Raw genomic sequence first — 13259 nt, forward strand, 5'->3', positions numbered from 1 at the left:
GCTTAGCTGTGCTGCGAGACATAGAACTGTTACGCAAAAAGCAGCGAGATGCCGCACGCGTGTTCCTGAGCGCCCACTCGCCGACAAACGATCTTTTTGCCATGAAGGCAGAGATCAGCCGCGTTGAAGAGTCGATACACACGTTCACCAAGCTTTGCGCCGACCCGTCTACCGCGAAAGCGCTCAAAGCGCTACAACTGAAGGATATTACCAACGCCGCGCATGCATACCTGACGCTGACCCAGGCCGCGATAGCATCGCTTCAGGACGAAGTCGGGATATCGCGCCCAAGTCTGGGGAGTCATTTGTCCATGAGCGGTCTATTTCCCGCTCGGGAAATCCCGGCCGCAGACGAAAACCTAAAGGCGCAGATCAGCGCGCTGCGGGCACGAAGACAAAACCTGATTGAAGCGCAACGTCTACTGGGCGAACTGCCGCCAACATTTTGGAAAGCAATGGTTGGTCAAGCCATGGCAAGCGCCGACCCGTCTCGCCCTCCGTTCGCGGCAACATCGTTGTACATGGGCAAAGACGAGATGATCCGCCGCGCAGCGGACGAAATCGACCAGGTATCAATTCAAATTTGGACAAAATCGTTTTCTCTCAGTTCGTCCACACCCCCTCGGGCGCTCGATGGTCATTGGAAACTGCCCAATTTTTCGCTCTCCGAAACGTCGCATGCCGAACCCCAACCCGCCGCCTCTGCGGCAGGACAACCGCCCTACAGCAACATCCGGTTGCCAATGCCCTTACGGCCTAAGCTACAAACATGGCTTGCCGACAACTCAGCGTGCGTGAAGGAGCTGACACTTGCATTGGACGAAATAGCTCAATCTGCACTGCCTCAGCGTACGAGCCAACGCTCCCCGTTAAGGATGCAGCGCGGGCAAGCCAATCGTGAACTATCAATGGGACGCTATCGCAACGCCCGCCTTGGCACGATACGGCACAACGCGCTGATGGTGACCCAGTACTGGCACGCCTATCATCTCGGCGCGCGAGACGACGCACATAGGGCATCAAACGAATATGACGGACTTTCGCTCGAGACATGGAGCGCCGGCTACGCGGCGCTGCTATGTTCGATCATGAACTCGTTATGGGAAAACCCGCTGCGCCCGCCCCTGTTGGATCCTGCAGCCGAACAGCAGTTCGTCCTGCGACTGATCGAGGAAACCAAGGTGGCGTCGGCGCTATTGGCGCACGTCGCTGCCAACCGGGATAAAAAGAACGACGAGCCGGACCAGGATACCGAATTTTGCACGGCAATGCTCAATGGCATCGCCACCCACACGCATGCCGTCAGCCAAAAGCTGCAAGCATGGATCGAAGAACAACAAATCTTCTCGCGGCCCGGCCAATCGGCGCGTCGTGTCAGCACGGCCCAGAGCAGCGTCGGCAAACGCGACGAGGAAGCCGAAACCGCATTGCTCAGGCAATGGCTGCAGCCTTTCAAGAATGCGTACTTTGCCGATCGCTCCGTGCAGGATATCGAGGCCGGGATCCAGACGATACTTAAAAACATCGTGTACGCGCACGATGTCGGATCGACCGATCACGACTGGCTGGAGCAAAGCAAGCAGTCCGCGCAACCGTCCAGATCCAAAGGCAAGAAGAAAAAAGCGCGTAAAGCCAAGTCCACACGCATGGACACTGCCGCTACGGACGCCCACCCCGGCTGAGCGGCAACGCGCCGAATTCGATGCATTCAAAAAACAGCTTCCCGATGACATTCCGGCCGACGCGCGAAAACACATTGATCAACATCGCGAAGGAATGAGAGGCTTGATAGATGAAATTAGTCACGCCTTTGCGGCAATAACGGCTGCCGATACGGCCCTTGACCCACGCGATACGACCGACAAATACATTGCACAACTTCGCCTGGCCCAGCAGCAATGCACTGGCATGGCCACAGTGGCTCGCACACGCCGGCAGGACTTCGAGCAGAAAGAAGCCGAACTCGAATCGCTGGACCTGGACGACGCGTCCAAGCACATGTTGCGTCAACGGCTCAGTCATCTGCTGACGGTCACGGATACCGATATTCAACATCTGGAGCGCATCAGCCACGAGATCGACTCACTGCTTAAGCAGGCGTACGCCATCGAATGCCTACGCGCCCCTTCGTTCAGTGCATTCAAGGCTCTTTGGGACGCAAGCGGGATAACGGTGACGGGCGGGCACAATTGGACAAAAGTCGCGAAGAACACCGCGCACGAAAACTATATGTTGGAATATGAGCTCAGCCTGTCGCCGGAGTTGGCCAACGAATTGAATCAACGGCTTAGCTCACTCACAAAGACGTCGAAATGGGTGCTTCATCTGCATTCACCGACGCCAGATAAGGCTGCGGTGCGCGTCGGTCATTTTAAGACCTGGCAAGAACGCACTGCCAGCAATCCCGAACACCGCGGCATTGTCCCGCCCGACATCCTGCACGCGCTCATGGCCCAGTTGGACGCGGGCCGGAACGAACCCGGCCGGACCGCTCAACGCCATACCGCTGCGCAACCGTCCTCCGATCGTGCTCGACGGCGGCATCATCGTGCGGCGGTGAGCCGGCGCAGCTAGAAAATCACCACGCTATGCATCGCGTCGCCGGCGGCGAACGCAAGATGGCGTACCCATGTTTCCGACGGAATCTATTCGCCTTATCCGTGGGAGCGACGCGATGCACAGTATGCGCGACCACGCGTATGCTACCTATTCAGTCTCGCCTCGTTCATGGCTACCGTCGGTATCACGATCGAGAACGTGTCGATCCAAGGATTTCGGGCGGTCCCACCCGGCGCCCATTGCACTAACACGCGCCCGCTGCCCAAACGGATTAGGGCTTTGTCGTCACTAACCAGCGGAATACACGTAAACTAGCGTCTTTAAGGTCGCGTCGACACGGCAGAGGAACCGCCGCACGGTCGATATTCTAAAATTTGACAGACTGCTTGCATGACTGATGGAAAACGTGCCCGTTGGTGAACACACGCGGAACCACCCCGAATCGCCCGGGAGCCCATCCAACATGGGTTTGAGCAACGGCCAAGCGCCGAAACCGGCCGCCCCTGCGGAAATTGGCAACCACACGCCGATGATGCGCCAATACCTCAGTATCAAGGCTGACCACCCCGGCACGCTCGTGCTGTACCGAATGGGCGACTTCTACGAGTTGTTCTATGAGGACGCGGAAAAAGCGGCACGACTGCTCGATTTAACGCTCACGCAGCGCGGCGCATCGGCAGGCAATCCGATCAAGATGGCCGGGGTGCCGCACCACTCGCTCGAGCAGTACCTGGCCAAGCTCGTGAAGCTTGGCGAGTCCGTGGCCATCTGCGAGCAGATCGGCGACCCGGCCACCTCCAAGGGGCCGGTCGAGCGCAAGGTCGTACGCATTGTCACACCCGGCACGCTGACCGACGCGGCGCTGCTCGCCGATAAAAGCGACGCGTACCTGCTCGCCCTCGCGCCCGTGCACAACCGCCGCGGCACGCTAACCGGGGTCGGGCTCGCGTGGTTGAATTTGGCAAGTGGCGCACTGCGGCTGACCGAGGTCGGCGCAGACCAGGTGGCGGCCGCGATCGAGCGCATCCGGCCGGCCGAGACGCTGGTGAGCGACAGCGCCGCGCAAGCGCTCGCGCTGCCCGCAAGCGTCGGCACGTTGACACGGGTTCCTGGATGGCACTTCGATCCCAGCTCCGGCGCGCAACGTCTGTGTGAACAATTGGCGGTCGCCAGTCTCGACGGCTTCGGCGCGCAAACATTGAGCGCCGCATGCGGCGCGGCCGGCGCGTTGCTGCTGTACGCGGCACAGACACAGGGACAGCAGTTGCGGCACATCCGCTCGCTGAAGGTCGAGCACGAATCCGAGTACATCGGGCTCGATCCGGCAACGCGGCGTAACCTCGAGTTGACCGAAACGCTGCGCGGCACGGATTCCCCGACGCTGTTCTCGCTGCTTGACGCATGCTGCACGTCGATGGGCAGCCGCCTGCTGCGCCATTGGTTGCATCATGCGCCGCGCAATCCGGCTGTCGCGCGCGCCCGCCAACAGGCGATTGGCGCGTTGCTCGACGGCCCGCCAGGCAACACGCTCGACGCGCTTCGCCACGCGTTGCGGCAGATCGCCGACGTCGAGCGCATCACGGGCCGACTTGCCTTGCTCAGTGCACGGCCTCGCGATCTCGCCAGCCTGCGCGACACATTCGGCAAGCTGCCTGAATTGCGCGAGCAGATCGCGCCGCTCATCGCGCACTCGGCATCGTTGCAGCAGCTCAATGCATCGCTGCACGCACCGCCTGAATGCACCGACCTGTTGCAGCGGGCGATTGCGGCCGAGCCTGCCGCGATGGTGCGCGACGGCGGCGTCATTGCCCGCGGCTACGATGCGGAATTAGACGAGTTGCGTGACATCTCGGAGAACTGCGGACAGTTCCTCGTCGATCTAGAAAGCCGTGAACGCACCCGCACCGGCATCGCGAATCTACGTGTCGAATACAACAAGGTCCATGGCTTCTATATCGAGGTCACGCGCGGGCAGACCGACAAGGTGCCGGACGACTACCGACGGCGCCAGACCTTGAAGAACGCGGAGCGCTATATCACGCCAGAGCTCAAGGCGTTCGAGGACAAGGCACTGTCGGCGCAAGAGCGCGCGCTCGCGCGCGAACGCGCGTTGTACGACGCATTGTTGCAGGCGTTGTTACCCCACATCGGCGATTGCCAGCGCGTGGCGGGCGCGCTGGCCGAGCTTGACGTGTTTGCCTCGCTCGCCGACCGGGCACGTGCGCTGGAATGGATCGCGCCATCGTTTGACGAACAGGCCGGTATCGAGATTGAGCAAGGACGGCATCCGGTCGTTCAGGCCCAGGTCGAGCAGTTCATCGCGAACGATTGCCGGCTCGGCGCGGAACGCAAGCTGCTATTGATCACCGGGCCGAATATGGGCGGCAAGTCGACGTTCATGCGGCAAACGGCGCTGATCACGCTGATGGCGTACGTTGGCAGCTATGTGCCGGCAAAGCGGGCCTGTTTCGGCCCCGTGGACCGGATCTTCACGCGAATCGGCGCCGCCGATGACCTTGCGGGCGGCCGTTCGACGTTCATGGTCGAGATGACCGAAGCCGCCGCAATTCTGAACGATGCGACGCCACACAGCCTTGTGTTGATGGACGAAATCGGTCGCGGTACATCGACCTTCGATGGGCTCGCGCTCGCGTGGGCCATCGCGCGCCACTTAATCTCGCACAATCAAAGCTATACGCTTTTCGCCACGCACTACTTTGAGCTCACACAGTTGCCGGCGCAATGCCCGACGGCGGCAAACGTGCATCTGTCCGCGGTCGAGCATGACCATGGAATCGTGTTCCTGCACGCGGTCAACGAAGGTCCGGCGAACCAAAGTTACGGATTACAGGTCGCGCAACTGGCCGGCGTCCCGCAACCGGTGATTCGCGCAGCCCGCCGTCACCTGGCGTTACTCGAACAGCAAACGGCCGGCCAGCCGGCGCCGCAGCTCGATTTGTTTACCTCAGCGTCGCTCGCGGTCGATGGAGCGACCGAGCCGTACTGCGAGCAACCGGCAGGCGAGGCAGACCTCAGCACGCCGCAGGCGCGACCCACCGCGCCCCACGCTGCAGTCGAGCGATTGCGCAGCATCGACCCCGATGCGCTGCGCCCGCGTGATGCACTTGAATTGCTGTATGAGTTGTACGAGCTTGTCGAGCGCGCGGATCGTGAGTCCCGCTGAGCGGTCACCGCGCATGCCACCCCATCACGCGCAAAAGCGCTGCACGGCGGTGACGAGGCGCACGCTTGCATTCGCGCTAGTCGTGCTGCTTGCTGGGCGTGGGCCGGGCGCCCAGGCAGCGCCGGGTACGCCTGTGATCGACAGCGTGCGCTTCGCCGTCATCGTGGGTTTGCCACCATCGCTGTCGAGCGATACGGCCACACGGGCACTACTCGACAGGCTGCGGCGCACCCCGAAGCTGCAATTCGCGGTATGGGACGGCGCGCTGCGCCGGCCGGGCGAGCCGTGCGTCGACGCGCTGTTCGCCGCGCGTCGCACGTTGCTCGACACGTCCGCGGTGCCCCTCGTCGTTATACCGGGCCGCCACGACTGGGAGGACTGCGACAGCAAGCTTGCCGGGGGCTTTGATCCGGTTGAGCGACTCGACTTCGTGCGTCAAACGTTCTTCGACCAGCCGTACTCGCTCGGCAGCAAGGCGATGCACGTGGTACGGCAAAGCGACCTGCCGCGCTTCCGACAGTATCGCGAGAACCTGCGCTGGGAAACCGGTGGTATCGCCTTCGTGACACTGAACGTGCCGGACGGCAACAATCATTATTCGAGTGCCGGCGGACGCAACGGCGAATTCGAGGATCGGGCGGTCGCCAATGCGTTCTGGCTGCGGCACGCTGGGGAATATGCCAAGCGCCGCAAGCTCAAGGCGATCAGCGTATTAATCGACGCCGATCCCGACTTTGAGCGCTATGAGCAACGCGGGCGCTTGACTTGGCTGAGATGGGGTCGCGGCCTGCCGCGCGATGGGTACGTTGAGTTCAAACGGACGCTGGTCGAGCTGTCGCGCAGCTTCAGCGGCACGGTCGTACTGATTCACGGCGCAAGCCATCACACATTGCCGCGCGTGCGAATTGACCAGCCATTACACGATGACCGCGGCGAGCGTATCCAGAACTTCACCCGAGTCGCGATCGCGCGAGCGGGCCGTGATCCACAGTGGCTCGATATCCGCGCCGAACCGACACATTGGCCGGTGTTCCACGTCAGCGAACGTGCATGGCCCGATGCAGCTCGGTTCGCGACAATACCACCCGTGTCCGGCCCGCCGGGCACGGCATCATCACCCGGCGACGTTGGCGCCACCGCGGCGGCGCAGCCGCCGGGCGCTGCGACCGCCGCACCCGAGCGAGGACCGGACGCGACGCCGGTCAACGGACTGTGGCTGCCGGGCGGAACCACAACACCGGCTAACGGGCTATGGATGCCGGGCGCAGCCGCGACACCGCCCACCGGGCTCTGGCCGCCCCCTGCGCAGCGCGCACCGGCTCCGCGTGATCCGGCCGTGCCAACCTCCGGTGCGGCGCCAGCCGGCCCATCGAATGACGACATGCCGAACGAGACGCCCGCTGCCCGGCTCCACACCGACCCGTCAAGACACGCGTCAGCCGGCGCGCCGCGATTCGACCGCGACCCCCTCCGCCCTTAGGCGTGTCAGGACGCTGGCTGACGACCCGCCTTGCACCGGGGCAAACGCTCGACGGTCAATGCAGCGTTGGCGACTTGCCGGCCGCCGGAGACGAGCCGTCATCGTCCTGGCCGTCATCCTCGTCCAGGTCGATGACTTCAAGTCCATCGGCGCCATGCGCGTGCTCGTGCTCGACTTCATCGGCAGTGGCCTCGCGCACGTCCCTGACCGTCAGCAAAAAGCGCAAAGCCATGCCGGCCAACGGATGATTGCCATCGAGCACCACCTTGTCCTCGGCGAGATCCGTCACCGTGTAGATCAGTGTATCGACCTCGTCGTCCCCGCCTTCGGGCGTCCCCTCGAACTGCATGCCGACTTCGAGCGGCTCAGGAAAGCGGTCTCGAGGCTCGATCTTGACCAGTTCAGGATCGTAGTCGCCAAATGCATCAACGGGCTCGAGCTGGATCTGCGTCGAAAATCCCGCTTCTTGGCCTTCTAGCACTTCCTCGATCTTCGGGAACGTGCCATCATAGCCGCCGTGCAGATAAACCATCGGCTCGTCGCTTTCCTCGATCAGGTTGCCCTGTGCATCCGACAACTTGTAGGCGACAGAAACGACGGTGTTCTTCGCGATTTTCATTCGACTCTCCAGAATACAAGCTCCATTATACGATGCCTGTGCGGCCTTCCCCACCGGCGCCGCGGATGTTGTCGCGCGCCGTTTCGACGCGTCTGCCGGCCACCCCGCCCGCGTTTGTCACCCCACCCCGCCCCGACGTGCCGACTCCACTGCTGGGTGGCCTGACGCCGGCGCAGTTCATGCGCCGCTACTGGCAAAAAAAGCCATTGCTGGTTCGACAGGCGCTGCTCGACTTCCATTCCCCGGTCACCCGGCAATGCCTATTTGACCTCGCGCAACGTGACGATGTCGAGTCGCGCGTGATCCGGCAACGTGCAGTGCGCGGCGAGGTGCGCTGGCAACTCGAGCACGGGCCATTCGAACGCTTGCCGGCCACGCGTCAGCGTCAATGGACGCTGCTCGTGCAGGGCGTGAACCTGCACGTGCCAGCCGCGCACGCGCTGATGAACCGGTTCCGCTTCCTGCCGGATGCACGGCTGGACGATGTAATGATTTCGTATGCGACCGATGGCGGCGGCGTAGGACCGCATTTCGACTCGTACGACGTGTTCCTGCTTCAGTTGCATGGCCGGCGCCGCTGGCGTGTCGGCGCGCAGCGGGACCTTTCGCTGCGTCCGGGTTTGCCGCTGAAAGTGCTGCAGCATTTTGAGCCAAGCGAGGACTGGATCCTTGAGCCGGGTGACATGCTTTACCTGCCGCCGCACATCGCACATGATGGCATCGCGCTGGGCGAGTGCATGACCGGCTCAATCGGCTTTCGCGCGCCACTTGACGGCGAGCTGTCCGAGCAATTCCTGTATCATGCTGCTGAGCGCGCGGCGCAGGCCCGTGGCGCGTCGCGCCGCTACGCGGACCCGGATCAGCCGCCCGTAAGCGACCATCCGGCCGCACTGCCCCCGACGCTGGTCGACCACGTCGTGGAATTGGTCGAGCGGATGCGTTGGTCACGTGCGGACATCGCGGAATTTGTCGGCAGCTACTTAAGCGAACCGAAGACGAGTGTTTTTTTTGACCCACCTGCGCGCGCACTGTCGCGTCATGCGTTTGTTTCGCGCATCGTCGAAAACGGCGTCGAACTCGATCCGAAAACGATTTTGCTGTACGACGACACGCGCTATTACTTGAACGGGGAATCAGCGAAGTTGGTACGCAGCTTGCGTAAAGCCATCACCACGTTAGCCGATCAGCGGATGCTTCCAGGGAAAAAATTTGTAACACTCTCTCACCATTCGTCCATGACACAGCTGTTGTACGAATGGTATCGTGCGGGCTGGATACGGATTGGCGAGCCATAAGCGGCTGGCGTTCGGTATCCCGTGATATGAAATTTTGTCTGGAAAAGACAACGAACCGGCCCCAGATTTATCGACGGTCGGTAGGAAAGTGCCTATAATTCCTGCCCAAGCCGTAGGTGAGAGGAATGCGACGAGCATGCGACCCACCAGCGGCCATAGGTGAGTGTTGAAGCACACAATACCGGTATTATTCGCGCTGTTGCTTACCTGTAACCATAAAAGGACGTGATCATGAAGAAATCCCTCCTCGTAGCATCTCTGTTGGCAGTGATGGCTCTGGCGGCTTGCGGCAAGAAGGACGAAAGCACAGCTCCGACTGCTGCGAGCGACGCGGCTGCCGCATCGGCTCCGGCTGCTGCTTCGGCTGCTTTGGACGCGGCCATTGCCGCTTCGGGCGCCGCAGCTGCAGCTAGCGACGCGGCTTCGAGCGCTGCCGCTGCTGCGAGCGATGCGGCTTCGGCTGCCGCCACGGCTTCGGGCGTAAGCCAGTAATCGCTGTCGGCGAAAAAAATCCGCAATTACGCGGGCTCAAACTGCTGACAAACCCCTGGTTTTGACCGGGGGTTTGTCGTTTAATATGTGCGATTCACGGACATCGTTTTAATTAAGATGAGGCGATGGACCGAGAGATCGCCACGCGATTACGTTGGTTGCGCATGCGAGGCCGACAATGGCGGCCTCGCATGCGCGCGCTGTGGCATCTGCCGACCGACACTTCGCGATGGCTACGTCGCTATCAAGAAGCCAGCGAAGCAGGTCTCCAATCCCAAAGCCGCCGTCCACACCGAAGTCCAAGCCAGAAGGTTTCTGAGGTCGATCGAGCAACGCTTCTCCGACTGCGTGCCAAGCACAAAGGCGCGCGGCGGAACCAGCGCAGCCAAAACATTATCGCCGTCGCCCGCACAGATCACTCGGTGGCAAGACGCCCGTCGATCGCATCGCAGAACTAGGCGAATTGACACCGCTGGCACAAGAGGTAGCCGGCGCCTACGACGAACTGAAAGAGCGTGTCCAACACCGCGAATGGCGACTCGACAAGACCCTCGCCGAACATCACCGGCGCGTGTTGGAACTTGCGTCTTCTATCGGAACCCCGAGCTCCAACGCGCGTAAGCCCCCGGCAATGTCACCTTGAACCAGCCGTGTCATGAAGCGAGGATCGTGTCTACCTATTTTTCTAATGGACACGTGTACGCTATGAACGAGAGTGAAGCGGGTTTGGAAGCAGTGCAGCCGACACGGCGACGCCGCCACAGCAAGCAGTTCAAGGAGACGGTGATCCGTGCGGCGATGCAGCCAAACGTGTCGATCGCTGCGGTGGCGCTGCATTACCAGTTGAATGCGAACCTGTTGCGTCGGTGGGTGGCCGCGCAGCAGGAGCAGGACGTGGCGCGCGAAGCGCGCCAGTCGATGAGCGTGCCCGCGGCGAAGTTTGTGCCGCTGCAATGGGAGACGCCGGACGTGTCGCCTGCCTCGACGGTGATTCAGATCGAAGTGCGCCGAGGGGCGGCGAGCGTGACGGTACGCTGGCCGCTTTGTGCTGCAGCCGATTGCGCGGCGTGGTTGCAAGGGTGGCTACGATGATGCGCATCGACGAGATCTGGCTAGCGACCGAGCCGATCGATATGCGCGCGGGCATCGATACGATCCTAGCGCACGTGGTGAGGGTGTTTGGCGCGGCGCGGCCGCACCACGCCTATCTGTTTGCTAACCGTGACTCGACGCGCATGAAGGTGCTCGTCGTATGATGGGCTCGGTATCTGGCTGGCGGCACGGCGCCTGAACAAGGGGCGGTTCATCTGGACGAATGGCAACCAGGCGATTGCCGCCGCGCTGAACCTCGCCCAGTTGCGAGCGCTGATAACCGGGCTGCCCTGGCACACACTCGCACACGATCACGCGATCACCGTCGTGTAATATCCCCAAAGCCGTAAACTGGCTTGCTTGCCGCAGCGCGGTGGATTCTGGCAGACTGGCCGCATGAACCTATCGGCTAACCTCGACGCTCTGAGCCCCGACGAACTGCGCACGCTAGCTGCGCAACTGATGGTTTAGGTGGGCGAGAAGGACCGGCAGTTGCGCTATCGTCAGAGGCGCATTGACCAACTTACCCATGAGATTGCCGTGCTCAAGCGCTTGCAATTTGGCAAGCGCAGCGAGCAATTCAACGTTGAGCAGATGAGTCTGCTCGATGAGGCCATCGACGCCGATCTGGCTGTGCTCAAAATCGAGCTCGAGCAATTGCAGTCAGATACGCCTGCGCACAAGCAGCGTCAGAAGCCCAAGCGTGCGCCGTTGCCGCCACACTTGCCGCGCACCGAGATCCATCACGAACCCGACGAACTTATTTGCTCTTGTGGCTGCCAGCGCGTGCGTATCGGCCAGGACATCAGCGAGAAGCTGGACTATAAGCCGGGGGTGTTCACGGTTGAACGGCATATCCGCGGCAAATGGGTTTGCAAGGCGTGCGAGACGCTGATTCAGGCACCTGTGCCGCCCCATGTGATCGACAAGGGCATGCCGAGCGCAGGCTTGCTCACGCAAGTGCTCGCTGCCAAGTACGGTGATCACTTGCCGTTGTACCGTCAAGAACGCATCTTCGGGCGCGCCGGTCTTGCCATCGCCCAATCAACGCTGGGTCAGTGGGTTGGCGTGTGTGGTGTGAGGTTGCAGCCGCTGGTCGAGGCGCTTCGCGAAGAGCTTGTGCAACACGGTGTGCTGCACGCCGATGAAACGCCGGTGCAAATGCTCGTTCCCGGTAAAGGAAAAACGCAGCGAGCGTACGTATGGGCATACGCCACGACGCAGTTCGCCCACGTGCGCGCCGTGGTCTATGAGTTCGCCGATAGTCGCGCGGGCGAACATGCCCGCCAGTTTCTCGGTGACTGGCGCGGCAAGTTAGTATGCGACGATCACAGCGGCTACAAAGCCGGATTCGAGCTGGGCATCACTGAGATCGGATGCATGGCTCATGCAAGACGCAAGTTCTTTGAGTTGCACGCCAACCACAAGAGTCAGATCGCTGAACAGGCGCTGGAATACTTCGGCGCACTTTACGCTGTCGAGCGCGATGTTGCACAGCTCAAGCCTGATCGCAGAGGTGAAGTGCGTCAGCAGCGCGCTGGGCCAATCGCCGATGCGCTACATGAGTGGATGTTCACTCAGCGCAAACGGGGTTCCAGTGAAGGATCGGCGATCGCCAAAGCGCTTGACTACAGTCTTAAGCGCTGGGAGGCGCTCACGCGTTATCTAGTCGATGGGCATATGCCCATCGACAATAACTGGCTGGAAAATCAGATTCGTCCCTGGGCCATCAGTCGCTCGAACTGGTTGTTTGCCGGTTCGTTGCGCGCTGGGCAACGCGCCGCGACAATCATGAGCCTGATTTGATCCGCGCAGCTCAATGGTCATGACCCGTACGTCTACCTTAAAGACGTGCTCAATCGATTGCCCACCCATCGAGCCGACGACATCGCCGCCCTGCTGCCGCATCGCTGGGCGCCAGCCCCAGCTTGATTGACGGCATTTACCTCCAGGGATGTCTTTGCCGGGGGCTTACCAACGCGCCACGAAAACGGCCATCTAAAAGTGAAACGATGTCCGTGAATCACACAGTCGAAGAAATTTGAGCTGGCCAAGGCGATCCGTTATTCGCTCAACCAGTGGGACGCGCTTGCGCTGAACTGCCAAGGGGGCGCGCGCTGAAATCAGCAACGCCCTAGCCGAAAACACGCTGCGCTGCGTGAGACTGGGACGCAAGAACTTCCAGTTCACCGGTTCTGATAGCGGGGGCGAGCGAGCTGCCGCGATGTACGGTCTGATCGGCACGTGCAAGCTCGACGGGATCAACCCGCACACCTACCTTGAATATGTTTTGCCCCATATTGATGACCATTCCATTAACCGCATTGACGAACTGTTGCCCTGGAACGTCATCGGCAAGTTGCCCCGCCAGTCTGACCCGCCGCCCACTGCCTGATTGCTAATCCGAGCGAGCGATCCACCATCATGCTTCACCCGCCTCTCGCATTGCAAACGGCCCTCGTGAGCTGCTTACCTTATGCACAGCCAAGTCGCAGGCGCTCCTGTGCAAGCGACACAACACGCGCCTTGACCAGCTTC

10 protein-coding genes and 3 pseudogenes are annotated in these 13259 nt (G+C 61.4%); 12 read left to right on the forward strand and 1 reads right to left on the reverse strand.

Features of this window, described 5'->3' with window-relative positions:
* Positions 1 to 101 precede the first annotated feature (101 nt).
* The 4 genes from RBRH_RS08035 (at position 102) to RBRH_RS08055 (ending at position 7223) form a co-directional block, all read left to right on the forward strand.
* The gene (locus RBRH_RS08035) at positions 102 to 1682 is read left to right on the forward strand and encodes a hypothetical protein (RefSeq protein WP_157864398.1); all 1581 of its coding nucleotides are present in this window, start codon (positions 102 to 104) and stop codon (positions 1680 to 1682) included.
* Positions 1683 to 1776: 94 nt separating this feature from the next.
* Positions 1777 to 2574 (forward strand): hypothetical protein, encoded by a 798-nt coding sequence (locus RBRH_RS08045; protein ID WP_013435666.1) that lies wholly within the window; start codon positions 1777 to 1779, stop codon positions 2572 to 2574.
* A 448-nt stretch (positions 2575 to 3022) separates the two neighbouring features.
* The gene (gene mutS, locus RBRH_RS08050) at positions 3023 to 5743 is read left to right on the forward strand and encodes a DNA mismatch repair protein MutS (protein WP_083813456.1); all 2721 of its coding nucleotides are present in this window, start codon (positions 3023 to 3025) and stop codon (positions 5741 to 5743) included.
* 13 nt (positions 5744 to 5756) lie between these two features.
* Positions 5757 to 7223, forward strand: a complete 1467-nt coding sequence (locus RBRH_RS08055) for a hypothetical protein (RefSeq protein WP_013435669.1) — start codon at positions 5757 to 5759, stop codon at positions 7221 to 7223.
* A gap of 55 nt (positions 7224 to 7278) precedes the next feature.
* On the opposite strand, the gene RBRH_RS08060 is transcribed toward RBRH_RS08055, so the two are convergent.
* A complete protein-coding gene (locus tag RBRH_RS08060; RefSeq protein ID WP_013435670.1) occupies positions 7279 to 7842 on the reverse strand; it encodes an FKBP-type peptidyl-prolyl cis-trans isomerase in 564 nt (187 codons plus the stop codon).
* Between the two features lie 32 nt (positions 7843 to 7874).
* On the opposite strand from RBRH_RS08060, the gene RBRH_RS08065 reads away from it, so the two are divergent.
* The 8 genes and pseudogenes from RBRH_RS08065 to RBRH_RS18915 all read left to right on the forward strand — a co-directional run.
* Positions 7875 to 9137, forward strand: coding sequence for a cupin domain-containing protein (locus RBRH_RS08065; RefSeq protein WP_013435671.1), 1263 nt, complete (start codon positions 7875 to 7877; stop codon positions 9135 to 9137).
* 231 nt (positions 9138 to 9368) lie between these two features.
* Positions 9369 to 9629, forward strand: coding sequence for a hypothetical protein (locus tag RBRH_RS17275; RefSeq protein WP_041754340.1), 261 nt, complete (start codon positions 9369 to 9371; stop codon positions 9627 to 9629).
* Positions 9630 to 10029: 400 nt separating this feature from the next.
* Positions 10030 to 10272: pseudogene (locus RBRH_RS21560) on the forward strand (IS481 family transposase); the annotation flags it as partial.
* Between the two features lie 62 nt (positions 10273 to 10334).
* Positions 10335 to 10721 (forward strand): transposase, encoded by a 387-nt coding sequence (locus tag RBRH_RS08080; RefSeq protein WP_041753673.1) that lies wholly within the window; start codon positions 10335 to 10337, stop codon positions 10719 to 10721.
* Entirely contained in the window at positions 10718 to 10885 is a 168-nt protein-coding gene (gene tnpB, locus RBRH_RS17285) for an IS66 family insertion sequence element accessory protein TnpB (RefSeq protein WP_198409225.1), read from the forward strand. Before RBRH_RS08080 ends, tnpB begins: the two co-directional genes overlap by 4 nt.
* Positions 10886 to 10934: 49 nt before the next feature.
* Entirely contained in the window at positions 10935 to 11054 is a 120-nt protein-coding gene (locus RBRH_RS21315) for a hypothetical protein (RefSeq protein ID WP_415878038.1), read from the forward strand.
* A gap of 138 nt (positions 11055 to 11192) precedes the next feature.
* Positions 11193 to 12653, forward strand: a pseudogene (gene tnpC, locus RBRH_RS08090) (IS66 family transposase).
* 93 nt (positions 12654 to 12746) lie between these two features.
* Positions 12747 to 13116 (forward strand): annotated as a pseudogene (locus tag RBRH_RS18915) (transposase domain-containing protein); the annotation flags it as partial.
* Positions 13117 to 13259 lie beyond the last annotated feature (143 nt).

Source organism: Mycetohabitans rhizoxinica HKI 454, from assembly GCF_000198775.1.
GTDB classification, from domain to species: Bacteria; Pseudomonadota; Gammaproteobacteria; order Burkholderiales; family Burkholderiaceae; genus Mycetohabitans; species Mycetohabitans rhizoxinica.